The organism is Collinsella ihumii, from assembly GCF_030385545.1.
GTDB classification, from domain to species: Bacteria; Actinomycetota; Coriobacteriia; order Coriobacteriales; family Coriobacteriaceae; genus Collinsella; species Collinsella ihumii.
Genome location: NZ_JAUEIQ010000001.1, coordinates 159,511 through 183,922 on the forward strand (window position 1 = coordinate 159,511; position 24,412 = coordinate 183,922).

The 24,412-nt window shown below is 65.1% G+C and carries 17 protein-coding genes; 14 read left to right on the plus strand and 3 right to left on the minus strand.

The window, feature by feature from the left end; genetic code table 11:
* Positions 1–108: 108 nt before the first annotated feature.
* The gene (locus QVN30_RS00690) at positions 109–861 is read right to left on the minus strand and encodes an IclR family transcriptional regulator (RefSeq protein ID WP_289835047.1); all 753 of its coding nucleotides are present in this window, start codon (positions 859–861) and stop codon (positions 109–111) included.
* Between the two features lie 181 nt (positions 862–1,042).
* On the opposite strand from QVN30_RS00690, the gene QVN30_RS00695 reads away from it, so the two are divergent.
* The 8 genes from QVN30_RS00695 (at position 1,043) to QVN30_RS00730 (ending at position 10,241) form a co-directional block, all read left to right on the plus strand.
* A complete protein-coding gene (locus QVN30_RS00695) occupies positions 1,043–2,551 on the plus strand; it encodes a UxaA family hydrolase (RefSeq protein ID WP_289835048.1) in 1,509 nt (502 codons plus the stop codon).
* Between the two features lie 40 nt (positions 2,552–2,591).
* Positions 2,592–3,383 carry an L-fucose dehydrogenase gene (locus tag QVN30_RS00700; protein WP_273341331.1) on the plus strand — a complete coding sequence of 264 codons (792 nt, stop codon included), beginning with the start codon at positions 2,592–2,594 and terminating at the stop codon, positions 3,381–3,383.
* 12 nt (positions 3,384–3,395) lie between these two features.
* Positions 3,396–4,193, plus strand: a complete 798-nt coding sequence (locus QVN30_RS00705) for an amidohydrolase family protein (RefSeq protein WP_289835049.1) — start codon at positions 3,396–3,398, stop codon at positions 4,191–4,193.
* 84 nt (positions 4,194–4,277) lie between these two features.
* Positions 4,278–5,165 (plus strand): dihydrodipicolinate synthase family protein, encoded by an 888-nt coding sequence (locus tag QVN30_RS00710; RefSeq protein ID WP_289835050.1) that lies wholly within the window; start codon positions 4,278–4,280, stop codon positions 5,163–5,165.
* A 409-nt stretch (positions 5,166–5,574) separates the two neighbouring features.
* The gene (locus QVN30_RS00715) at positions 5,575–6,435 is read left to right on the plus strand and encodes an alpha/beta hydrolase (RefSeq protein ID WP_204587232.1); all 861 of its coding nucleotides are present in this window, start codon (positions 5,575–5,577) and stop codon (positions 6,433–6,435) included.
* 620 nt (positions 6,436–7,055) lie between these two features.
* Positions 7,056–8,198 (plus strand): S-layer homology domain-containing protein, encoded by a 1,143-nt coding sequence (locus tag QVN30_RS00720; protein ID WP_289835256.1) that lies wholly within the window; start codon positions 7,056–7,058, stop codon positions 8,196–8,198.
* 214 nt (positions 8,199–8,412) lie between these two features.
* Positions 8,413–9,318, plus strand: coding sequence for a UTP--glucose-1-phosphate uridylyltransferase (locus QVN30_RS00725; protein WP_087202132.1), 906 nt, complete (start codon positions 8,413–8,415; stop codon positions 9,316–9,318).
* Positions 9,319–9,521: 203 nt separating this feature from the next.
* Positions 9,522–10,241, plus strand: coding sequence for an MIP family channel protein (locus QVN30_RS00730; protein ID WP_289835051.1), 720 nt, complete (start codon positions 9,522–9,524; stop codon positions 10,239–10,241).
* 163 nt (positions 10,242–10,404) lie between these two features.
* Here QVN30_RS00730 and QVN30_RS00735 read toward each other — a convergent pair whose 3' ends face one another.
* On the minus strand, positions 10,405–11,646 hold the full coding sequence (locus QVN30_RS00735) for an AlbA family DNA-binding domain-containing protein (protein WP_289835052.1): 1,242 nt from the start codon (positions 11,644–11,646) through the stop codon (positions 10,405–10,407).
* Positions 11,647–11,984: 338 nt separating this feature from the next.
* Between QVN30_RS00735 and rpoB the strand changes: the two genes are divergently transcribed.
* From rpoB to QVN30_RS00750, 3 genes are all read left to right on the plus strand, one after another.
* Complete coding sequence (gene rpoB, locus QVN30_RS00740; protein ID WP_066829384.1) at positions 11,985–15,479, plus strand: DNA-directed RNA polymerase subunit beta; 3,495 nt, start codon at positions 11,985–11,987, stop codon at positions 15,477–15,479.
* 6 nt (positions 15,480–15,485) lie between these two features.
* Positions 15,486–19,961 (plus strand): DNA-directed RNA polymerase subunit beta', encoded by a 4,476-nt coding sequence (locus QVN30_RS00745; RefSeq protein ID WP_289835053.1) that lies wholly within the window; start codon positions 15,486–15,488, stop codon positions 19,959–19,961.
* A 247-nt stretch (positions 19,962–20,208) separates the two neighbouring features.
* Entirely contained in the window at positions 20,209–20,439 is a 231-nt protein-coding gene (locus tag QVN30_RS00750) for a hypothetical protein (protein ID WP_289835054.1), read from the plus strand.
* 280 nt (positions 20,440–20,719) lie between these two features.
* Here the strand turns inward: QVN30_RS00750 and QVN30_RS00755 are convergent, their stop codons facing one another.
* A complete protein-coding gene (locus QVN30_RS00755; protein WP_289835055.1) occupies positions 20,720–21,082 on the minus strand; it encodes a NifB/NifX family molybdenum-iron cluster-binding protein in 363 nt (120 codons plus the stop codon).
* A 233-nt stretch (positions 21,083–21,315) separates the two neighbouring features.
* On the opposite strand from QVN30_RS00755, the gene rpsL reads away from it, so the two are divergent.
* The 3 genes from rpsL to fusA all read left to right on the plus strand — a co-directional run bounded on the left by rpsL (position 21,316) and on the right by fusA (position 24,399).
* The gene (rpsL, locus tag QVN30_RS00760) at positions 21,316–21,693 is read left to right on the plus strand and encodes a 30S ribosomal protein S12 (RefSeq protein ID WP_066829371.1); all 378 of its coding nucleotides are present in this window, start codon (positions 21,316–21,318) and stop codon (positions 21,691–21,693) included.
* An 87-nt stretch (positions 21,694–21,780) separates the two neighbouring features.
* Entirely contained in the window at positions 21,781–22,254 is a 474-nt protein-coding gene (gene rpsG, locus QVN30_RS00765) for a 30S ribosomal protein S7 (RefSeq protein ID WP_066829368.1), read from the plus strand.
* Between the two features lie 21 nt (positions 22,255–22,275).
* On the plus strand, positions 22,276–24,399 hold the full coding sequence (gene fusA / locus QVN30_RS00770) for an elongation factor G (RefSeq protein ID WP_289835056.1): 2,124 nt from the start codon (positions 22,276–22,278) through the stop codon (positions 24,397–24,399).
* Positions 24,400–24,412 lie beyond the last annotated feature (13 nt).

Genomic DNA, 24,412 nt, shown 5'->3' on the forward strand with positions numbered 1-24,412 from the left:
CGCGGGGTCCGGGCAACCGGGCCCCGTTTTTTTATGGCTCAAGACGCCCGCATCGGTGCGGCGGCGCGGCGCGCGAGCGAACGATCAGCGTTTCTGCAGGTCCTGTCCCTACGATAGCGCCCGCTCGAGCTGTACACGCGCAGAGGACAGCGCCTGCTTGATGAGCAGCTCCTTCTCGGGCGTGAACCGGTACGCGGGGACGGAGACCCCCAGGCCGTAGCCCACGGCGCCGCGCGCGTGCACGGGGGTGGCCACGCAGGTGATCGCATCGTCGGTCTCGCGACGATCGTAGGCGAACCCGGTGCAACGAATCGCCTCGAGCTCCGGTTCAAGCTCGTCGATAGAGCGAAGCGTTGCATCCGTGAAGCGCTCGAATCGCTGCGGGAGCAGCGCCTCCAGATCCGGTCGGGCCTTCTCGCTCAGCAGGGCCTTCCCGATCGCGGTGCAGTACGCCGGCAGGGTCCCCACCTCGGATTTGAGGCGGACGGGCTGTGAGGAATCGATGCGCAGGATGTAGAGCACCGACGCGCCGTCGAGGATGCCGACCTGCGCCGTTTCGTCGCAGGCGTCGACAACGCCTCTGACCACCTCTCTGAGCAGGCGCATGTCCGAATCGGTGCGGTCGTAGGCCCTGCCCGCCACATAGGTCTTGATGCCTACGCGGTAGCGCGCCCCGTGCTCGTCGAGCGCGATGAACCCGCTACCCGCCATGGTGTGCAAGATGGGGGAGAGGCTGCTTTTGGGCGCATCGAGCGCGTGGCAGAGCTCGGTGAACGTGAGGCCCTCGGGGTGCGCCGTCAGCTGCTCCAGCACGGCGAGGACGCGTTGGGTCGCGCGATGCTGCTTGACGTCCTGCTCCATGGTCTGCTCCTCGGAATCGTGGTCGAACTCACTTGAAAACGCGTTTCGTGAGGCTATACTGAAGTTGTAATACAGAACAGAGTTCCTATATAGGAACAATTAGAAACACCACAACCCGCATGTCTTCATGGAACACGAGTGAGCGAGCGGTCTTGCTCGGCGATCAACCGGGAGGAACGGTATGAGGAACTCCGTAGCTATCGATGCCAGGGACAATGTCGTGGTCGCCATCTACCCGCTGAGCTCGGGCGAGACCGCGGTCTTCTCGCTGCCCGACGGTAGCGAGGGGGCGGTGACGGCGGTGCAGGACATCCCGCTGTTCCACAAGGTCGCGCGCTGCGATATCGCCAAGGGGCAGACCGTGGTGAAGTACGGCGAGTATATCGGTGTCGCGACATCGGACATCAAGGCGGGCGAGCACGTGCACGTGCACAATTGCGCGAGCTCCGACGAGCTCAAAGACGCCGATGCCGCCAGGCAGGACACCTCGCGCGTCGCCGTGCGGCATGTCGAGGCAGGGCCGACGCGCACCTTTTGGGGCTATCGCCGCAGCGACGGCCGCGTGGGTATCCGCAACCACGTGCTCATCCTCCCCACGAGCATCTGCGCCTCCGACACCACCGAACGCATCGCACGCGCGGTCGACGGGTGCGTCACGTTCCACAACCAAAACGGCTGCTCGCAGGTCGCGCGAGATCAGCAAATGACGATCGACACCATGGCCGGGCTCGCCGCCAACCCCAATATCGCCTCGGTGCTCGCGGTGTCGCTGGGGTGCGAGGGCTGCCAGAACGACCTGGTCGTGGACGCCATCCGCGAGCGCACGGACAAACCGGTCAGGACGCTTGTCATCCAACAGGTCGGCGGCTCCATCAAGGCCGTCGAGGAGGGCACGCGCATCGCGCGCGAGCTCGCCGACGAGGCGTCGCTGGAGCGGCGCGTCGAATGCCCCGTCTCCGAGCTGATCTTCGGCACCAACTGCGGAGGCTCCGACACGTCGAGCGGCCTGGGTGCCAACCCGCTGATCGGAGAGGTCTCGGACTGGATGGTCGCCCAGGGGGCGACCTCCGTGCTGTGCGAGACGCCCGAGCTCTTCGGCGGCGAGCACATCCTGGCGCGCCGCGGCAAGACGCCCGAGGTCGCCGAGCAGACGCTCAAGATCGTGTCCGACTACGAGAAGTACGTGCAGATGTTCGGCGCCGAGATGCGCGAGGGCAACCCCAGCCCCGGCAATATCGCCGGCGGCCTCACGACGCTCGAGGAGAAGTCGCTCGGCTGCATCCACAAGGGCGGTCACAGCGACATCTCCGCGGTCTACCCGTACGCGGCCCCGCTCAAGGCGGGGGAGGGCCTGGTCATCATGGACACGCCGGGCAACGACGCGTCCTCGGTGGGAGGCATTATCGCCGGCGGGTGCCAGCTCGTGGTCTTCTCCACGGGCCTCGGCACGCCGACGGGCAACGCGGTGGCGCCCGTGCTGCGCCTGACCGCAAACCGCAACACCGCGCAGACCATGGCGGACAACATCGATTTCGACGCCTCGGCGACCATCTACGGCCCCGAGTCCATGATCGAGCTGCGCGACCGGCTGATCGACCAGATCATCGACGTCTGCAACGGCAGGCCGACCCGTGCGGAGGCGCTCGGCTACACCGAGACGGCGCTGCCGCACCTGTGCAACTACATGTAAGCGGGCGCGCCGGGCGCGCACGGAGATAAGGAGCAAACCCATGGATCTGCATCTCAAGGGAAAGGTCGTCATCGTCACCGGCGGCTTCAAGGGCATCGGCAAGGGAATCGTCTTCCAGCTCGCGCGCGAGGGCGCCATCCCGGTCGTGCTGAACCGCAAAGACGGCGTCGAGGACGAGTTCATCAAGGAGATCTCCGAGATCACCGACGAGTACGACATCCGCTACATCGACCTGAACGACACCGATGAGCTCAAGCCCATCGTCGAGGACGTCTACAGGAAGTACGGCCACATCGACGGCATCGTGAACAACGCCGGACGCAACGACAACCTCGACCTGGAGTCCACGACCTGGCAGGAATTCGAGGCGTCGCTGCACAACAACCTGACGCACTACTTCGAGCTCGTCCACCAGGCGGTGCCCTATCTGAAGGAGTCCAAGGGCTCCGTCGTGAACATCTCGTCCAAGGTCGCGCTGACCGGCCAGGGCAAGACGTCCGCCTATGCCGCCGCCAAGGGTGCGATTCTCGGCCTCACGCGCGAATGGGCCGCCGCCCTCGTCGCCGACGAGGTCCGCGTGAACGCCATCGTGGTCGCCGAGGCATGGACCCCGCTGTATGCCAAGTGGATCAAGTCCTTTGGCGACGAGGAGGCCCAGCAGGCCCGCCTGAGCCTCATCACCGACAAGATCCCGCTGGGCCATCGCATGACGACGGTCGAGGAGATCGCCGACACGACGTGCTTCCTGCTGTCCGACCGCTCCTCGCACACCACGGGCCAATGGCTGAACGTCGACGGCGGCTACGTCAACCTTGACCGCTCGCTGGCGTAAGGGGGAGGGCCCATGGCCGATCTGAAGGTCATCGATTCCCACTTCCATGTGTGGGACCTCGAGACGCAAAGCCTTCCTTGGCTCGAGGGCACCGATGGCAGCATCACGCGCACCTACACGTTCGATGACCTGGAGGCGCTCTACGGCAAGCTTCCGGGCGTCGAGTTCGCGGGCGGCGTGTACGTCGAGGTGGATTGCGCCGACCCCGTCGCGGAGGACCGGATCGTCTACGATCTCATGGCTCGGCATGGGAAGATCCGCGCGGCCATGCTGCGCAGCACGGTGAGCCCCAGCATGCGCGTGCCGCTGCATGCGACGGGCATCCGCGAGCCGCTGCACATCGATAGCGAGCCCCGTGGCCGCTGCCTGGAGCAGTCGTTTGTCGACGGCCTGCGCGCGCTCGCCGCGGCCGGCATGCCCTTCGAGTCGTGCAACCGCGTGTCCGAGCTCGAGGACGCCTACGAGGCGTTCGCCCAGGTGCCCGAGGAGACGGTGATCCTCAACCATCTGGGCAACGTCGAGGCGCTCGACGAGCCGTGGTGCGCGGTCATGAGGAAGTTCGCCAGCCTGCCCAACCTGTACGTCAAGGTTTCGGGCTATCCCACTTCCGATCGCGGCTTCGTGTCCGAGCTGCTCGCGTTAGTGCGCGAGACGTTTGGCGCCGACAGGCTGCTCTATGCGTCCAACTGGCCGGTCGTGGAGATGTATTCCTCCTTCGAGGAGCACTTCGGTCTCCTGCGCGATGCGTTCGGCGACGACGAGGACTTCTTTATGAACAACGCCGTGCGTGCCTACGGCCTCACGCTGTAGGGCGCGCGGAACGCGCGGGGCCGTCTGAGCCTCGCACTGGTATCCCTTGATAGGCGGGGCTGTGCCCCGAGAGGAGCGTCAACCATGTTTGAAGGTATCTACTGCCCGTCGATCACCATCACCGACGATGAGGGCAAGATCGATTACGAGCTGTGGGGCAAGCATCTCGACCATCTGGCCGATGCCGGGATCGACGGCGTGCTGCTGTTCGGCAGCATCGGCGAGTTCTTCAGCTTCTCGCTGGAGGACAAGAAGGCGGCGCTGGCGTTTGCGGTCGAGCGCGTCGCGGGCCGCATGAAGGTGCTGGCAGGTGTGGGCGACACCGTGCTCGCCAACGTGATCGAGTTCACGAAGTTCGCCGAGCAGGTTGCGGCCGATGGCGTCGTGGCGGTCTCCCCGTACTACTTCGGGCCGTCCGCGCCGACCGCGAAGGCCTATTTCGGCGCCATCGCCGAGGCGACCGAGCTGCCCGTCATCCTGTACAACTTCCCCGCCCGCACGGGTTCGGATCTCACCCCTGATCTTGTGGCCGACCTGGCGCGCGAGCACAAGAACATCTGCGGCATCAAGGACACGGTCGACACCATCAGCCATACCCGCAAGGTGATCGCCGAGGTGCGCAAGGTGAACCCGGAGTTCTCCGTGCTGTCCGGTTTCGATGAGTACTACCTCGTCAACCGCGTGTCCGGCGGCAACGGCGTCCTGTGCGGTCTCACCAACGTCGAGCCCGAGCTGTTCGCCAAGATGCATGCCGCCTATCAGGGCGGCGACTTCGCGACCGCGGTTTCGTGCGCCGAGCGCATCTCGCAGCTCATGGCGGTGTACGACACGTGCGACCTGTTCATCTCGGCGATCAAGGCCGCGGTGAACATCAAGGGCCTTCCGATCTCCACCAAGATCAACGAGCCGGCCGTCCAGGTGACGCCCGAGCAGATGGAGTCGATCCGCTCGCTGCTGGCGTCGGTGCAGTAGGGCAGCGATTTCTCACCGGTCTTGGCCGTGCGGGGCGTCCGGAGCGCGAGGGGAGGACGCTGTATCTGCCCGCGTGCAGAACCGCAGAGGTAAAAGGCTTTATCAAGGTGCGGGGACGCCCTGTTTTGAATTTGGTATCAACTCGTGTGCAAGAAGGGCTGCTTTGAGGCGGATCGAAGGCCCCTCCCGAGGCCTGCGGTGCCTGCCGGACAAAGAAACCGCAGGCCACAGGCTTGTCAGATATGGCCGTTTTCCATCTGAACTTCCCGATTTGATACCAAATTCATCTTCAAGATATAGTAACCCCCCTCGTTCCTGCAGTTTTGCGGTGAGGTCTCCCCACCGTGCGGGGCCGAGGGGTTCCGCGCGATCATCTGAGATGGGTCGCGCCGCATCCAAAGGGGTATCCATGGCGCTGATCACCGTAAACTGCTTCTCGTCCATGCTCATGAGAACGGTGCCGATAAACGTGATTCTTCCTGTGGACAAGCAGGTTGAGGCTGTCCGTGCCGAGGAGGACGGCGCCCGCTACGTGCCCAATGAGCCCGCGGGTGGGTTCAAGACGCTCTACCTGTTGCACGGAATCTTCGGCAACTATACGGACTGGGTGAGCGGCACCTGCATTCAGCGCTGGGCCGAGGAGCGCGACCTGGCCGTTGTCATGCCCTCGGGCGACAACATGTTCTACCTCGACCAGCCCGAAGCCCACGACTACTACGGCCGCTTTATCGGCGAGGAGCTCGTCGCCCTCACGCGCGCGATGTTCCCCCTGTCCCGCCGCCGCGAGGACACCTTCATCGGCGGGCTCTCCATGGGAGGCTACGGTGCGCTCCGCAACGGGCTCAAATACGCGGATACGTTCGGATCCATCGCCTCGATGTCGGGCGCGCTGCTCGTCGACGGGGTTTCCGAGCGGACCGACGACACCTCGACGTTCTTCCAGTCCCGCAGGTTCGCGAAGGCGGTCTACGGCGATCCGGATGCCGTCGCGGGCAGCGATCGCGACCCGCTGTGGCTTGCGGGTCGGCTGGTCGCATCGGGCGGGCCGCTTCCGCGGATCTACGTGTCGTGCGGGACGGAGGACTCGCTGCTCGCCGCGAACCGGGATGTGGCCCGCGAGCTGGACGCACAAGGGTTCTCGGTGACCTACGAGGAGACCGCTGGCGGCCATACCTGGGAATACTGGAACCGCGCCATCGAGCGGGTGGTGGACTGGCTGCCGCTCGACGAGCCGGTCATGGGCATCGGCAGCGGAAACGTGCACGTGTAGGCGCGTGCGCCGCGGGCGGGCGCCCTTTTGCGTCATCTGCCTTCATCTGATAGCGCGGCGATGTGCATATCGTCGAAAAGGCCCGGATCGTCCGGGCCTTTTGTTGTGCGGATGAGCGGGGCCTGAGCCGAACGATTCGCCGGCCTGAGCACCCTTATAGTGCAAATTGTATATTCTCATCAAGAAACTGCATAAAAAACTGCTCAAAATAAAACCCATAAGGGTCATAGGTTGAGTTCGTCATTGTTTTTGAGTGCCCTTTCCCAACATGCGCTGCACCCCTCAGCATTTTCCCAGTTGAATCCTGCGGAAATGCAAACGGGTGCGGCGCATGTGGCGAGATGGCACCAAAAAACAATGACAAACTCGTATACATCCCTTTTCGGGGGTGGTGAGGGGCGGCTGCGCGCCTGCGGGGGAGTGCCTGCGGGCGCGCAAGCTGTCCATCGTCGCCTTTCCGGGTCTGTCCTCGCGCCCCGGCAGCGCCCCGGCGGCTTCTTGACGGTTGCCGGACCATGGCCCTCGCTCGCCTAAGGGCCGCATCGGGCGTCCCGCGGCTGTGCGATAGTCGAGACGATCCGAGTCTGAAGTTCTATTGCCAAGGGGACAGGGTGATCGGGATGCAACGACTGTCGGAAATCTCCGGACGCGCGCGGCGCTTCGCGTTGGCGCTCATGGCGGCGCTGGCGCTGGTGATGGGCATGCCCGCAGCGCTCGCGATCGGGGCCCAGCCGGCATATGCGGCGCAGGGCGCCTCCGTCAGCGAGCAGGAGGCCTACGAGCGCATCGTCGCGCTGCGTGCCCAGTACCCGGAGGGCATGCGATGGACGAATGACGACTACTATCTCAGCCCGGCACTCTACCAGGCGGGCTATGGCTGCCACGCGTTCGCGCTCATCCTGAGCGACGCGGCCTTCGGGTCCAATCCCGGCACGACGTACGAGGACCTCTCCCAGGTGCGGGTCGGAGACATCCTGCGCGTCAACTACGACACGCACACGGTCGTGGTTCTCGAGGTGCGCGACGGGGGCGTCGTTGTCGCCGAGGGCAACTACAACGCATCCATCCACTGGGGGCGCGTCATCTCGTTCGGCGAGCTTTCCCGCGGGTTCATGTACGGCATCACGCGCTACGTCGAGCCCGAGCCTGAGCCGGACCCCGAGCCAGATCAGGGCTACTACGGGTTCTCAGACATCCACGAGGGCGAGTGGTACACCCAGGGCGGCCTGTTCGAGTACGCCGTCGACCATGGGCTGATGTCCGGATACACCGATTCGGACCTGTTCGGCACCTACGACTCCATCACGCGCGGGCAGGTCGCGGTGATCTTGCACCGCATGGCGGGTGAGCCGAGGGTTGCGGCCGACCCGTTCGACGACGTGGACGAAGACGCGTACTACGCCCCCGCCATCGCGTGGGCGCGCGCCACGGGCGTCATCAACGGCTATAGGGACGAGAGCGGCGCGTACACGACGTTTGGTCCGGATGAGCCGGTGACGCGCGAGCAGCTCGCCGTCATGCTGTGCAACTACGCGTCCCGGGTCGCCGGGCTGGACGTCTCGAGCGGCCTCGATGAGGCGGCATCCATCCCCGGCTGGGAGAACGTGTCGGAATGGGCGCGTCCCGCCATGGGCTGGATCGTCGATCGCGGCATCATGAGCGGCAAGACCATGGAGGACGGCTCGAGGAATCTCGACCCGCAGGGGAGCGCCTGGCGCGTCTCCATGGCGACGATGGCCGCCTCGTTCCATCAGATGCTGTAAGGGGGGGCTTTACATTCGTTTACACTGGTATGGAAATGGACGTAACGGACGCTTTATATCTGCGCATTTCCGGCGCAATTTTCGCCCTTCTGCCCCATAAGCGGCCGCTTTGGGGTACGCTAGCTCAATAGGTATCCCGAGCGCAGAGATATGCGCTTGTTATTTAGATGCGCTTGCTTTGCATGCGCGTTTGCGAAAGGAATAGATTTCTGAGATGAAGGCCATCATACCTGCCGCTGGTCTAGGCACCCGCTTCCTGCCCTCGACCAAGTGCACCCCCAAAGAGATGCTGCCGGTGCTCGACAAGCCGGTCATCCAGTACGTGGTCGAGGAGGCGCTTGCTCCCGAGGAGGTCGATGACGTCATCATCGTCACGTCGCCGGGCAAGCCCGAGCTGCTGAGCTACTTCCAGCCCGATCGTTCGCTCGAGGGCCTGCTGCGCGAGCGCGGCAAGGCGGCCTACGCCGACGCCGTCGCCGCTGCCGGCAACATGCCGGTCGACTTCCGCTATCAGTACGAGCCCCGCGGCCTCGGCCACGCCATCCGCTCCGCCGCCGACGCCGTCGCCGGTGAGAGCTTCCTGGTGCTGCTGGGCGACTACGTCGTGCCCTCGCGCGATATCTGCACCAAGATGATGGCCGTCTCGCAGGCCCACGCCGGCGCCTCCGTGATCGCCGTCGCCCCCTGCTCGCCCGAGGAGGTCAGCCGCTACGGCGTGATCGCCGGCGAGCGCGTGGGCACGGTCCCGGGCAGCGGCGAGCCGGCCGACGACGAGCCCGGTGCCGTGTGGCGCGTCTCCGGCCTGGTGGAGAAGCCCGCTCCCGAGGACGCCCCCTCCAACCTCTACATCGTGGGCCGCTACCTGCTGAGCCCCCTGGTCATGGACCTTCTGGGCGACCAGGAGCCGGGCAAGGGCGGCGAGATCCAGCTCACCGACGCCATGGCGCGCAGCCTCGAGCGCGAGGCCATGTACGCCGTGGTCATCGACCCGCTGTCCGGCTACGACACCGGCACGCCGAGCGGCTGGATGGCCACGAACGCCCTGATGGCCGCCGAGGACCCGCGGTTCCGCGACGCCTTCTGGGAGGCCATCGACGAGCGCGGCGGCCTCAAGCGCTAACGCGGCGGCAAGCATTCGATCGGTATGGACCCGGCGGCGATGACCGTCGGGTCTTTTTTGTGCGAAGCGCGGGCCCGTCTGCAGGTCCCTGCCTTCAACATCTCCTTGAAGAGGGCCGAAAGGCCTTGTCTGAAACCTTCGCCGCTGGTTAACTACCGCACGTTTGCGCCGCAGGGGGCGGCGCATCTGAAGGAGGGTTTTCAGTGGATAGCAATTCGATCAAGAAGTATGGCGTCGAGGCGCTCGGCACGTTCGTGCTCACGTTCTTCGGCTGCGGCAGCGCGGCGGTCGCCGGCTCGGTGCTCGGCAACCTCGGCATCGCGTTCGCGTTCGGCCTGTCGATCGTCGCCATGGCGTTCGCCATCGGCAACGTGTCCGGCTGCCATATCAACCCGGCAGTGACCTTCGGCCTGTTCGTTGACAAGCGCATCTCCCTGAAGGACCTGTTCGGCTATTGGATCGCCCAGTTCATCGGCGCGATCGTCGCCGCGCTCGTGCTCATGCTCGTGATCAACAACTGCGCCGACCTCGGCGGCGTCGCCGCGACCGGCCTTGGCTGCAACGGCTACGGCGAGGCCTCCTCGACCGGCATCTCGATGTTCGGCGCCGTCCTCGTCGAGGTCATCCTCACGATGGTGTTCGTGCTCACCATTCTTGGCGTGACCGCCGACGGCAAGACCGGGCATTTTGCCGGCCTGGTGATCGGCCTTACGCTCGCGTTCGTGCACATCATGGGCATTCCTCTGACCGGCACGTCCGTTAACCCGGCGCGCAGCTTCGGTCCTGCGCTCGTCATGGCCTTCGAGGGCAACACCGTGGCGCTCGACCAGGTCTGGGTGTTCATCTTCGCGCCGCTCGTGGGCGCCGCCCTCGCCGCGGTCATCTTCGGCGCCTTCAAGAGCTTCTACAAGCAGGAGGCATAAACGGCCTTCCGCCAACCGATATTTCGGGCTGGTGCTTGAGGGGACGGGGTCCGGTGCTTCTCGGGAAGCGCCGGACCCCGTCTTTTTGGGAAACACCGATCAATTCACTCCGCGTCGGTCGGCACTGTGGCGTGCTCCGCGAAAGCAATTGATCGGCGTTTCCCTAACTGCGCAAGAGGGCGTCGACGAGTTGGTTGTCCCGCGCGTCGGGCGAGCCGAGGGGCAGGCCGCATGCCTCGAAGAAATGGCTGCCGGCGAACTGCCGCGCCCTAAACGAGTTGTGCGCCCCGTCGTCGAGGTAGCGCACGCGCGACAGGCAGTCGGTGGTGGCGCAGTACAGCGGCCCGCGCTCGTCGACGTACTCGAGGTAGAGCGGCTCTTCGCTCCACAGCACCACGCCGGCGAGGTTCTCGAGCTCGTAGGCCACGGCGAACTGCCGCCAGGCGAGTCCGCGCGCGCGGACGTAGCGGTCGAGGATCGACGCCATGCGGGTCACGCGGGCGAGGGTGTCGCTCGCGCTCATGATGCGCAGGGGCGCCTGTCCTCCCGCCCGCTCGTGGCACGTGAGGTTGAGCCGCGCGAGCGCGTGCTCGTACTCGTCGCCTCCGACCAGCACCGCCGGCACCGAGAGCTTGATGGACTCGTCGCCGAACAGCTCGATGGCCGAGTGCGGGGTGCGCGGATCGTCGCGCGTAGGCACGCTGAAGATGAGGGAGTCGTGCGCGTGGTGGACGCGGCAGGCGAGCCCCTGCCGCTTGAAGGCGGTCCGCATGCAGGCGGCGTGCTCGTTGAGCTCGTCGCGCGACGGGGCGTCTGCGGCCCGGCTTCCCATGCGGAACACGTACAGGTTGAACAGCGGCATGTCCTCTGCCGTGTAGAACACCGTGCGGCGGCAGAACTCCCGGACCTCCAGGCGCCTTCGCGTCGCCTTGCCGTACAGCTCGACGAGCGCCGAGCTCGCCGCGGGCCCCGAGGTCGAGCCCTCGCGTACGTCCACGACGCCGTCGGCCACATACGGCGGGAAGTCGCCTTCGAGCACCTGCACGATGACGACACCCTCGTCGGGCGCGGCGGGGTCGGTCACGAAGCGCACGTCGATGCGCGGCGCGGGCGTGATGTGCCGGCGGCAGGATTCGCCGATGATCTGGCTGTAGTCCGCCGAGAGGCGCGGCAAGGGGCACGTGCTCTTGTCGTCGTCGGCGATGCCGATGACGAGCCAGCCGCCTGCGGAGTTGGCGAACGAGGCGATGATCTTGGGCAGCTTCTTCAGCACGGTGGGGGAGAGGCTCCGCTTGAACTCGAGCGCGTAGCCCTCCTCGAGCTCGCGCAGCTGGTCGAGATCCGCGTAGGTCACCTCGGCAAGCGTCTTCGGCCGTCCGTGGGCATCTTTGAATGGGCTGAACATCGGTGCCGCCTTCCTCGCGCCTCTTTGTGCGGCTTATACCCACCAGCCTGTCCCTTCGGGCCGGAACTTTTTAGGACGGGGCCCTGTGCCCTCGGCATCCGAGAGATCGGGCGGCGGTTCACGGAAAACTCATGAACATATGTTCGTGATAACGAGGTTTACCAGCGGCTTTGAGAACGAAAAAAATAGCTAGTCCAAAAACTTCCGTAAGTCAAGACTTTTCTTGCCGAACGGAAGGCACCTGCTAAACTAATAGGTTGCGATAACTGGCAGAAGTCTTTGCGCATGCACGGACGGATGCCGACCACCCGTTTTTCCCGCGAAGGAGGAAACACCTGGTGCAGAAGTCTACACAGGCCGTAACGGCAACAGAGCGCACCCGCGTCAATTTTGGGAAAATTCCCGAGGCGATGGAGCTGCCCAACCTCATCTCCGTTCAGAAGCAGTCCTTCGAGCGCTTCATGGGCGAGGGCCTTCGAGAGGCGTTCAAGGAATCCAGCCCCATCCAGAGCCAGAATCACGTTCTGGAGGTGACGTTCGGCGAGCACCAGTTCGGCGACCCCGCGCACACCGTCGAGGAGTGCCGCGAAAAGGACATGACCTACCAGGCCCCGCTTCTGACCGACGTCCGTCTCACCAACAAGGAGACCGGCGAGATCAAGGAGCAGCTCGTGTTCATGGGCGACTTCCCCATGATGACCGACCAGGGCACCTTCATCATCAACGGCACGGAGCGCATCGTCGTCTCCCAGCTCGTGCGTTCTCCCGGCGTGTACTACTCCTCCGAGATGGACGGCGGCAAGCAGGTCTACAAGGCGCAGATCATCCCCGCGCGCGGCGCGTGGCTTGAGTTCGAGGTCGACAAGCGCGACCAGCTCGTGGTCTCCATCGACCGCAAGCGCAAGCAGTCCGCGACCATGTTCCTGCGCGCCCTCGGCATCGCCCCCACCAACGACGAGATCATCGAGCTGCTCGGCGACTCCGACGTGGTGAAGCGCACCATCGAGCGCGACACCGCGCTGACCCGCGAGGACGCTCTCATCGAGATCTACCGCCGTCTGCGTCCGGGCGAGCCGCCCACGGTCGACGCCTCCCGCAGCCTGCTCGAGGGCCTGCTGTTCAACCCGCAGCGCTACGACCTGGCGCGCGTGGGCCGCTACAAGGTCAACAAGAAGCTCGGCCTCACCACCTCCGAAGAGGTCGCCATCCTCACCGACGAGGACATCGTCGCCACCCTTCGCTACCTGCTGGCGCTCGCCGCGGGCGAGAACGGCTTCAAGACCGACGACATCGACCACTTCGGCAACCGCCGCATCCGCACGGTGGGCGAGCTGGTGGCCAACCAGTTCCGCATCGGCATGAGCCGCATGGAGCGCGTCGTCCGCGAGCGCATGAGCTCCCAGGACATCGACGAGATTACCCCGCAGTCGCTCATCAACATCCGCCCGATCGTGGCGGCCATCAAGGAGTTCTTCGGCTCCTCGCAGCTGTCCCAGTTCATGGACCAGGCGAACCCGCTGACCGGTCTTACCCACAAGCGCCGCCTGTCCGCACTCGGCCCCGGCGGCCTCGCCGGCCACAAGTCGGGCTCCAGCCGCCGCACGAACGTGCCCACCGCCGTGCGCGACGTCCATAACTCCCACTACTCCCGCATGTGCCCCATCGAGACGCCCGAAGGCCCCAACATCGGCCTGATCGGCTCGCTGGCGCTGTACGCCCGCGTGAACGAGTACGGCTTCATCGAGGCCCCGTACCGTCGCGTCGAGAACGGCCGCGTCACCGACCAGATCGACTGGATGACCGCCGACGAGGAAGAGAACCACATCATCGCGCCGGCCAACACCCCGATCGACCCGGTCACCCGCGAGTTCGTGTCGACCGACGCCGAGGGCAACGTGGTCCGTCCGCACTCCGTCGTCGCCCGTACGCGCGACTTCGACGGCTCCTTCGGCGCGCCGGCTGACGTGCCGGTGGACGACATCGACTACATGGACGTCTCCCCGCGCCAGATGCTGTCCGTCGCAGCCACCCTCATTCCGTTCCTCGAGCACGACGACGCCAAGCGTACCCTCATGGGCGCCAACATGCAGCGCCAGGCCGTGCCCCTGCTGCACCCGATCGCCCCGTACGTCGGCACCGGCATGGAGCGCCGTGCCGCGATCGACTCCGGCGAGGTCACGCTGGCCAAGCATGCCGGCGAGGTCGTGTTCGCCGACGCCTCCAAGATCACGGTGAAGTCCGCCGAGGGCCTGGAGGAGTACCACCTGCCCAAGTACCAGCGCTCCAACCAGTCGACCTGCATCAACCACCGTCCGCTCGTGCGCGTGGGCGACGAGGTCGTCGAGGGCCAGCCGCTTGCCGACGGTCCTTCCACCGACCATGGCGAGCTCGCGCTCGGCCAGAACCTGGTCGTGGCCTACATGCCGTGGGAGGGCTTCAACTACGAGGACGGCATCGTCGTCTCCGAGCGCCTGGTCTCCGAGGACCTGCTGACCTCCATCAACATCTCCCGCCACGAGATCGACGCCCGCGACACCAAGCTCGGCCCCGAGGAGATCACCCGCGAGATCCCGAACCTGTCCGAGGACATGCTCGCGAACCTCGACGAGGACGGCATCATCCGCATCGGCGCCGAGGTCGGCCCGGGCGACATCCTGGTCGGCAAGGTCACGCCCAAGGGCGAGAGCGCTCTGACCGCCGAGGAGCGCCTGCTGCGCGCCATCTTCGGTGCGAAGGCCCACGACGTCCGTGACACCTCCCTCAAGATGCCGCACGGCTCCTACGGCCGCGTCATCGACGTCGTCCGCTTCAGCCGCGAGGCCGGCGACGACCTGGCCCCCGGCGTCAACGAGCAGGTGCGCGTCTACGTCGCGCAGCGCCGCAAGATCCAGCAGGGCGACAAGATCGCCGGCCGCCACGGCAACAAGGGCGTCATCTGCGAGGTCCTGCCCGTCGAGGACATGCCCTACATGGCCGACGGCACCCCGGTCGACGTCATCTTGAACCCGCTGGGCGTCCCGTCCCGTATGAACGTCGGCCAGCTGCTCGAGTGCCACCTCGGCTGGGCCGCCGCCTGCGGCTGGGATCCCGATTCGGCCGATTCCGACGCCTACGTGCCGGGTCCGTTCTTCACGGCCACCCCGGTCTTCGACGGCGCGTCCGAGGACGAGATCGCTGAGGTCATCCGCCGCGCCAACAAGAACATGGTCAACCTCGCCCGCGAGCGCTACGGCGAGCACATGCGCCCCGAGTTCGTGACGCAGCTCGACGAGCGCGGCAAGACCGTGCTGTACGACGGCCGTTCCGGCGAGGAGTTCCGCGAGCCGATCACCGTGGGCATCTCCTACATCCTGAAGCTCGGCCACATGGTCGACGACAAGATCCACGCGCGCTCGACGGGCCCCTACAGCCTCGTGACCCAGCAGCCGCTGGGCGGCAAGGCGCAGTTCGGCGGCCAGCGCTTCGGCGAGATGGAGGTGTGGGCCCTGTACGCGTACGGCGCGTCCAACGTGCTGCAGGAGATCCTCACCGTCAAGTCCGACGACACCGTGGGCCGCGTCAAGACCTACGAGTCCATCGTCAAGGGCGAGAACGTCCCGTCTGCCGGCATCCCCGAGTCGTTCAAGGTCCTGGTCAAGGAGATCCGCTCGCTGGCGCTCGACATCGAGCCGATGCACACCAACGTGTACGAGGCCGAGCCCAAGGCGACCGAGGCCGCTGCCGACGCCGACGCTTTGACCGACCTTCCCTCCATCGACGAGGTCGACACGTCCGTTGACGCTGTCGACGCCCTGCTCGATGCCTTCGCCGCCTCCACGACCGATAAGGAGTAAGTGACTGTGGCAGATTTCGAATCCACTGATTTTGATGCGGTAAAGATCTCGCTCGCTTCCGCCGACCAGATCCGCTCGTGGTCGCACGGCGAGGTCAAGAAGCCCGAGACCATCAACTACCGTACCCTCAAGCCCGAGAAGGACGGCCTGTTCTGCGAGAAGATCTTCGGTCCCGCCAAGGACTGGGAGTGCTCCTGCGGCAAGTACAAGGGCATCCGCTTCAAGGGCATCGTCTGCGAGCGCTGCGGCGTCGAGGTGACGAGCGCCAAGGTTCGCCGCGAGCGCATGGGCCACATCGAGCTCGCCGCTCCGGTCTCCCACATCTGGTACTTCAAGAGCCCCACGAGCTTCCCCATGAGCCGTCTTCTGGACATCAAGTCCAAGGACCTGGAGAAGGTGCTCTACTTCGCCAGCTATATCATCACGCACGTCGACTATGAGGCCCGCGAGGCCGATGCCGAGGACCTGCGCGAGGAGCTCGCCGCCGACCTCGAGGAGATCGACGCCGAGTGCGCCCGCCAGATCGAGAGCCTGAAGGCCCAGGGCGACCCCGAGAACTTCGACGAGTTCTCCGACGAGGAGCCGCTGACGCCCGAGGAGATCGCCGCCGGCATCGTCGACATCGAGGAGGAGACCAAAGACGAGAAGCAGCTGCGCTCCGACGCCTTCCAGGCGTTCATGCAGCTGACCGAGCGCGACCTGATCTCCGATGAGCCGCTGTTCCGCGAGATGAAGCGCTACTACTCCATGTACTTCGAGGGCGGCATGGGCGCCGAGGCCATCCGCGACCTGCTGTCCGCCATCGATCTGCCGAAGGAGGCCGAGCGCCTCAAGGCCATCATCGCCGATGAGGACGGCCAGAAGCAGAAGCGCGAGAAGGCCGTCAAGCGCCTCGAGGTCGTCGACGCCTTCCTCAAGGGCGGCAACGACCCGGCGAACATGATCCTGGACGTCATCCCGGTCATCCCGCCCGATCTGCGCCCGATGGTCCAGCTCGACGGCGGCCGCTTCGCCGCGTCCGACCTGAACGACCTGTACCGTCGCGTCATCAACCGCAACAACCGCCTGAAGCGCCTGCTCGACCTCGACGCGCCCGCGATCATCGTGAACAACGAGAAGCGCATGCTGCAGGAGGCCGTGGACGCCCTGTTCGACAACGGTCGCCGTGGGCGCCCGGTGTCCGGTCGCGGCGGCCGTCCGCTGAAGTCGCTCGCCGAGGCCCTCAAGGGCAAGCAGGGCCGCTTCCGCCAGAACCTGCTCGGCAAGCGCGTCGACTACTCCGGCCGTTCCGTCATCGTCACCGACCCCAAGCTGAAGCTGCACCAGTGCGGTCTGCCCAAGACCATGGCGCTCGAGCTGTTCAAGCCGTTCGTCATGAAGCGCCTCGTGGAGCTCGGCAAGGTCGAGAACATCAAGGGCGCCAAGCGCGCGATCGACCGCTCCGCCAGCTTCGTGTGGGACATCCTCGAAGAGGTCATCGACGGCCGTCTGGTGCTGCTCAACCGCGCCCCGACGCTGCACCGTCTGTCCATCCAGGCCTTCGAGCCCGTGCTCGTCGAGGGCAAGGCCATCCACCTGCATCCGCTCGTCTGCTCCCCGTTCAACGCGGACTTCGACGGCGACCAGATGTCGGTGCACGTGCCGCTGTCCCAGCAGGCCCAGGCTGAGGCCCGCGTGCTGATGCTGTCCGCCAACAACCTGCGCTCCCCGGCGTCCGGCAAGCCCGTCAACGTCCCGTCCCAGGACATGATCATCGGTGTGTACTACCTCACCCAGGTCCGCGACGGCCTGTCCGGCGAGGGCCACGTGTTCGCGAGCTTCGACGACGCGCTCAACGCCTATGACGCCCGCACCGAGGTTGACCTGCAGGCCAAGATCATGGTGCGCGTGAGCTCCGAGCAGGCCAACGTCTTCACCGAGGACGGCCGCAAGCTCTTCCGCGTCATGAACGGCCGCGGCGACGCCGTGGACTACGACGTGACCGGCTCCAAGACCGCGCGCTTTGAGACCTCCATCGGCCGCATCATCTTCAACCAGCAGTGCCTGCCGGCCGACTACGAGTTCATCAACTACAAGATGGCCAAGGGCGACGTGTCCAAGCTCGTGGCCGACTGCTGCGACCGCTATCCGCAGGCCGAGGTCGGTCCGATCCTGGACGCCATCAAGTACGCCGGCTTCCACTTCGCAACCCGCGCCGGCCTGACCATCTCGCTGTGGGACGCCCTCATCCCCGAGGACAAGCCCCAGATCCTCGACGTCGCCCAGAAGCGCGTCGACCAGATCAACGAGTACTTCGAGGAAGGCTTCATCAACGAGCAGGAGCGCCACATCGAGGTCGTCAACGAGTGGACGGCTGCCACCGACACCGTCGCGGCCAAGATGCTCGACATGTTCGATGAGGAGAACCCCATCTACATGATGGCCGACTCCGGCGCCCGTGGCTCGAAGGCCCAGCTGCGTCAGCTCGGCGGCATGCGCGGCCTCATGGCCGACATGTCCGGCGAGACCATCGACCTTCCCATTAAGGCGAACTTCCGCGAGGGCCTGCTGCCGCTCGAGTACTTCATCTCCACCTACGGCGCCCGTAAGGGCCTGGTCGACACCGCGTCGCACACGTCCGACTCCGGTTACCTCACCCGTCGTCTCGTCGACGTGGCGCAGGACGTCATCGTCCGCGAGGAGGACTGCGGCACGACCGAGGGCGTCACCTACAACCTGATCATCCCGGGCACCGACGACATCAACGCCGACCTCGTGGGCCGCTGCTTCATCGAAGACGTCGTGGCTCCGGACGGCGAGACGCTGTTCCACACCGACGAGTACATCGAGAGCGTGGCCGATCTCCAGAAGATGATCGACCACGGCATGAAGAAGGTTAAGCTCCGCGCGCTTTTGACCTGCCGCTCCAAGTACGGCGTGTGCCAGAAGTGCTACGGTTGGGACCTTTCCACGCGTCGTCCGGTCGCCATCGGCACCGCGGTCGGCATCATCGCCGCCCAGTCCATCGGCGAGCCCGGTACGCAGCTGACGATGCGTACCATTCACTCCGGCGGCGTCGCGGGCGTCGAGGACATTACGCAGGGTCTGCCGACCGTCGGCCGCATGTTCGACGTCGTCGGCAACGTCAACGAGAAGATTCTGGGCCGCGAGGCCGATCTGGCCCCGTACTCCGGCGTGCTCTCGATCAAGCCCGAGAAGGCCGAGTACATCATCCAGATTCTCGACGCGGACGATCCGACCCGCATCCTCGACGAGCGCCGCGTGCCCGCGTCGGTGCGCTTCATGCCCGGTATCGAGGACGGCGCCGAGATCCGCGCCGGCGACCAGATCACCAAGGGCTTCGTGAACTTCCGCAACCTGCGCAAGCTCACCGACATCGAGTCCACCATGCACACGTTCGTCGAGAGCGTGAAGGACGTCTACACGAGCCAGGGCGTCGACCTGAACGACAAGCACATCGAGGTCATCGCGCGCCAGATGCTGCGCCGCGTCCAGATCACCAACCCCGGCGACTCCCGCTACCTTCTGGGTCAGTACGTCGACCGCTACGAGTTCGCCGACGAGGTCGATCGCGTGGCGCGTCGCGGCGGCACCCCGCCGGCGGCCGAGCCCGTCATCCTGGGTACGCTCAAGGTCGCGTCCTCTATCGACTCCTGGCTGTCCTCCGCGTCGTTCATCCGCACCGCGGGCGTTCTGACCGAGGCCGCCATCGAGGGCAAGGTCGACCACCTGCTCGACCTCAAGTCCAACGTCATCGTGGGCAAGAAGATCCCCGCCGGCACCGGCCTCAAGCCGTACGCCAACGCGACGCTGACCTACCGCACCGCCGACGGCTACGTCAACATCGACGGCCCGACGTCGCCTGCGTCCAAGAGCCTGCCCGACTGGGCTCCCTCTGAGCTCAAGGAGCTCGATGAGCAGCTGCCGCAGCAGCTCGACTGGACCGGCTACGACGAGTACGGCGCCGGCGACGGCTCGTTCACCCGCAACGGCCGCACCATCTCCGCCGAGGACGCGCGCCTCTACCTGTTCGACGACCTGGGCGTGTCGCAGCGCTGGACCAACAAGTTCAGCGAGGTCGGCATCGAGACGGTTGGCGACCTGGTCGGCAAGTCCGAGGAGGACCTGCTGCGCATCGACGGCATCGGCGCCAAGGCGATCGAGGAGCTGCGCGACGGCCTGGAGGCCCACAACCTCCTGTACATCCTCGACAACACCGACGACGTGGCGGACGAGGAGGATCTGTCCCAGCTGCTGCAGATGGTGTTCAGCCCGGACGGCCCCGACGACATCCTGCTCGGCACGAGCGCCCCGCGCCATCACTTCGACTCCGATGAGGAGATGATCGGCGCTCCCGCTGAGGACAGCTCCAAGAAGGACGGTTCCTCCGGCATCATCAACGAGGACATGGCCTCGCTCGACGAGCTGCTGAACCAGCTTGTCGACAACGACGACCATCATCCTGAGGAGCAGGAGGACTAAGGTTTCCGCCTGAACCCGTTCGGCCCGCTTTCCCCCACAGGGGAGAGCGGGCCTTTTGCGTAGGTAGGGGCATGCGCGAAGCCGTCTCCATGGGGGAGGGGGTGTCCCATCTGCCTGCCGGATGTCATTCATGCCGGATACCGCCGATTCGTTCCTTTGTCGTCGGCGCCGACCCTTCGTATGGATATGGTGGCTTTGCAGGGCACGGGCCCTGCAAAGGTAATTCCGCCTGAAGGGAGCTTCAAACATGGCAGACGATAAGATGATGGACGCCCAGCTGAATGACGACGAGCTCGCAGACGTCGCGGGCGGCGGCACCGGCATCGACCCCGATGCGTTCAAGCCGTTCGACCCCAATGATCCGATCAATATCCTGATTCAAAAAGAGCAGGAGGCCCCGAGCGTTTCCCCGATCCCGGGCCCCGATGGAACCTTCATCATCCCCGGTACCGCCGGAACCACCGTCAAACTCGACTAGTCACCAAGCATTCACTCAAAAGGGGCGAGCACTCGGTGCCCGCCCCTTTTGAGTGAATGCAAATTCAAGGTACGTCCCCGATTTGCACTTTTGCAAATCGGGGACGTACCTTGAATTTGCATGTTTGCAAACTGGGGACACCCCTTGGCCGTACGCGTTTGCACGAGCGTCCGCGTTCCTACGGCACCGCGTTTACTCATGAAAACCCCCGCCATGCCACCGCATCTACGGTGGCATGGCGGGGGTTGCCAAAAACGGTGCCGCTTCGACGTGCGCTTCCTCAGTGCCTGCAGGCTGCGTTCGGGTCCATGGGCTCCACGTCGCCCGCGAGGAACTTCTTGAGCACGTCGCCCGCGATCGGCGTCTCGCGCTCGGCGTAGACGGCCACGCCGCCCGCGGTGAAGCGGCTGTAGGGCGGCATGCCCATGCCGGTGGCGATGATGGCGTCGATGTTCTGGTCGAGCGCGTGCTGGATCACGCCGCCGCAGCCGCACTCGTCGTGCTCGACGTTCTTGACGGATTCGACGTTCGTGACGGCGCCGTCCTCAACCGTCGCGATGGTGAAGTAGGCGGCATGGCCGAAGTGGCCGGAGCGGGGTGCGTCGAGTCCCTGATCGGTCTCGACGGGGATGGCGATCCTCATGGGGGTTCTCCTTATGACTGAAAGATACATGCGCCGACCATTATAGAGAACTCGATGTGGAGATTTGGCGGAAAGGGGGCCAAAATAGGATACGCCCGGCGGCGTGGTGTGTTGACAGCGCTGCAAGCGGGCGTACAATTGCGAACTGCGTGTTTCGAAGGTGGATGCTGACGCCTCGATTCAAGCCGTTGCACATTATAGAAAGCTGGAATCATTTCGAGAAGGAGTACGCTTTGCCTACTATTAACCAGCTGGTTCGTCAGGGCCGCCAGTCCAAGCCGGCCAAGTCCAAGAACGCCGCTCTGCAGCACAACTCGCAGAAGCGCGGCGTGTGCACCCGCGTGTTCACCACGTCCCCCAAGAAGCCGAACTCGGCTCTGCGCAAGGTTGCCCGTGTTCGCCTGGTCAACGGCATCGAGGTCACCGCTTACATCCCCGGTGAGGGCCACAACCTGCAGGAGCACTCCATCGTGCTCGTCCGCGGTGGCCGCGTGCGCGACCTCCCTGGTGTTCGCTACAAGATCATCCGTGGCGCCTACGACTGCGCTCCGGTGAACAACCGCATGAAGGCTCGCTCCCGCTACGGCGCCAAGCGTCCGAAGCAGAAGTAAGCAGATCTGTAACGAACCGTTTCCGCGACGTCACGAACATTCGCCGAACAGGCATCGCGTCGCTTCAATACCAGAGGAGAAATACCTATGCCTCGTCGCAAGACTAAGAATCTTCATCGCGAGATCCAGCCGGATTCCGTGTACAACAACCGCCTGGTGACCCAGCTCATCAACAAGATCCTGCTGGACGGCAAGAAGGCCACCGCTGAGCGCATCGTCTACAGCGCCTTCGACATGGTCGCCGCCAAGTCCGAGCAGGACGCCCTGGCCGTCTTCAAGAAGGCCATGGACAACGTCCGCCCGACCCTCGAGGTCAAGCCCAAGCGCGTCGGTGGCGCCACCTACCAGGTGCCCATGGAGGTCAACTCCCGTCGTGCCACCCAGCTGGCCATCCGCTGGATCGTCAACTTCGCCCGTGCCCGCAAGGAGAAGACCATGGCCGAGCGTCTGGCCAACGAGATTCTCGACGCCTCCAACGGCGTCGGCGCTTCCGTGAAGCGTCGCGAGGATGTCTTCAAGATGGCCGAGGCCAACCGCGCATTCTCTCACTACCGTTGGTAAACCGAGGAAGGATAGATACACATGGCTAAGCCTAAGTACAAACTGTCCGACACCCGTAACATCGGCATCATGGCCCACATCGATGCCGGTAAGACCACGACGACCGAGCGCATCCTGTACTACACCGGCAAGACCCACAAGATCGGTGAGGTCCATGACGGCGCTGCCACCATGGACTGGATGGTCCAGGAGCAGGAGCGCGGCGTAACCATCACCTCCGCTGCCACCACGTGCTTCTGGCACAAGGGCGGCGACGTGAAGAACGGTCCCGCCTACCGTATTCAGATCATCGACACCCCGGGCCACGTGGACTTCACGTCCGAGGTCGAGCGCTCCCTGCGCGTCCTCGACGGCGCCGTCGCCGTCTTCGACGCCGTTGCCGGCGTTCAGCCCCAGTCCGAGACCGTGTGGCGCCAGGCTCGCACCTACAACGTCCCGCGCATCGCCTTCATCAACAAGTTCGACCGCATCGGCGCCGACTTCTGGCACGCGATCGACACCATGAAGGAGCGCCTGCACGCCAAGGCAGTCGCCATCCAGGTCCCGATGGGCTCCGAGGACAACTTCTGGGGCATCATCGACCTGGTGACCATGGTCGCCTGGGACTTCAAGGCCGACGACAAGGGCATGACCTACCCTGAGCCCATGGACGAGATCCCGGCCGAGTTCGCCGAGATCGCCGCGGAGAAGCGCGCCGAGCTGCTCGACGCCGCCGCCGAGTACGACGACGAGCTCATGATGATGGTCCTCGAGGACGAGGAGATCCCCGTCGAGATGCTCAAGGCCGCCATCCGCAAGGGCGTTCTCGCCAACGACCTCAACCCGGTCCTCGTGGGCTCCGCCTACAAGAACAAGGGCGTCCAGGAGCTGCTCGACGCCGTCGTCGACTACCTGCCGAGCCCGCTCGACATCCCGGCCGTCGAGGGCACCGACCCCGACACCGGCGATGCCGACACCCGTGAGACGAGCTTCGACGCTCCGTTCTCCGCTCTGGCGTTCAAGATCATGACCGACCCCTACGTCGGTAAGCTCACCTTCTTCCGCGTGTACTCCGGTCACATCGACGCCGGCTCCTACGTGGTCAACGCCACCAACGGCCAGCGCGAGCGCTTCGGCCGCATCCTCGAGATGAACGCGAACGACCGTGTCGACGTCGACGGCGCCTTCGCCGGCGACATCCTCGCCGCCGTGGGCCTCAAGAACACCACCACCGGCGACACCCTGTGCGAGGAGGGTCACGAGATCGTCCTCGAGTCCATGGAGTTCCCCGATCCCGTTATCGACGTTGCCGTCGAGCCCAAGACCAAGGCCGAGCAGGACAAGATGAGCCTCGCGCTCGCCAAGCTCGCCGAGGAGGACCCGACCTTCACCGTCCGTACCGACCACGAGACCGGCCAGACCATCATCGCCGGCATGGGCGAGCTGCACCTCGAGATCATCGTCGACCGTCTGCTGCGCGAGTTCAAGGTCGAGGCCAACGTCGGTAAGCCCCAGGTCGCGTACCGCGAGGCTCCCGGCCACGATGTCGACCGCGCTGAGGGCAAGTTCGTCCGTCAGTCCGGTGGTCGCGGCCAGTACGGCCACGCCGTCATCAAGCTCGAGAAGATGGAAGAGGGCTTCGGCTACGAGTTCGTCAACGCCATCGTCGGCGGCGTCGTGCCCAAGGACTACATCCCCTCCATCGACAAGGGTATCCAGGAGGCCCTCGAGACCGGTGTCATCGCCGGCTACCCGGTGGTCGACGTCAAGGTGACCCTGTTCGACGGTTCCTACCACGAGGTCGACTCCTCCGAGGCCGCCTTCAAGATCGCCGGCTCCATGGCGATCAAGGACGCCCTCAAGAAGTCCGACCCGATCCTGCTCGAGCCGGTCATGGCCGTCGAGGTCGAGACCCCCGAGCAGTACATGGGCGACGTCATGGGCAACCTGTCCGGCCGTCGCGGCAAGATCGAGGGCATGGACGATCGTTCCGGTGCCAAGGTCATTCGCGCCAAGGTGCCTCTGGGCGAGATGTTCGGTTACGCGACCGACCTCCGCTCCCAGACCCAGGGCCGCGCGTCCTACACCATGCAATTCGATTCCTACGAGCCCGCGCCGAAGTCCATCACGGACGAGGTCGTGGCCAAGGCCGGCGGCAACGCCTAAGGCCCCTCGCACG

Coding starts and splice junctions, on each gene's coding strand:
- QVN30_RS00690 (WP_289835047.1), bottom strand. CDS start 861: ATGGAGCAGGACGTCAAGCAGCATCGCGCGACCCAACGCGTCCTCGCC.
- QVN30_RS00695 (WP_289835048.1), top strand. CDS start 1,043: ATGAGGAACTCCGTAGCTATCGATGCCAGGGACAATGTCGTGGTCGCC.
- QVN30_RS00700 (WP_273341331.1), top strand. CDS start 2,592: ATGGATCTGCATCTCAAGGGAAAGGTCGTCATCGTCACCGGCGGCTTC.
- QVN30_RS00705 (WP_289835049.1), top strand. CDS start 3,396: ATGGCCGATCTGAAGGTCATCGATTCCCACTTCCATGTGTGGGACCTC.
- QVN30_RS00710 (WP_289835050.1), top strand. CDS start 4,278: ATGTTTGAAGGTATCTACTGCCCGTCGATCACCATCACCGACGATGAG.
- QVN30_RS00715 (WP_204587232.1), top strand. CDS start 5,575: ATGGCGCTGATCACCGTAAACTGCTTCTCGTCCATGCTCATGAGAACG.
- QVN30_RS00720 (WP_289835256.1), top strand. CDS start 7,056: ATGCAACGACTGTCGGAAATCTCCGGACGCGCGCGGCGCTTCGCGTTG.
- QVN30_RS00725 (WP_087202132.1), top strand. CDS start 8,413: ATGAAGGCCATCATACCTGCCGCTGGTCTAGGCACCCGCTTCCTGCCC.
- QVN30_RS00735 (WP_289835052.1), bottom strand. CDS start 11,646: ATGTTCAGCCCATTCAAAGATGCCCACGGACGGCCGAAGACGCTTGCC.
- QVN30_RS00750 (WP_289835054.1), top strand. CDS start 20,209: ATGGCAGACGATAAGATGATGGACGCCCAGCTGAATGACGACGAGCTC.
- QVN30_RS00755 (WP_289835055.1), bottom strand. CDS start 21,082: ATGAGGATCGCCATCCCCGTCGAGACCGATCAGGGACTCGACGCACCC.
- rpsG (WP_066829368.1), top strand. CDS start 21,781: ATGCCTCGTCGCAAGACTAAGAATCTTCATCGCGAGATCCAGCCGGAT.
- fusA (WP_289835056.1), top strand. CDS start 22,276: ATGGCTAAGCCTAAGTACAAACTGTCCGACACCCGTAACATCGGCATC.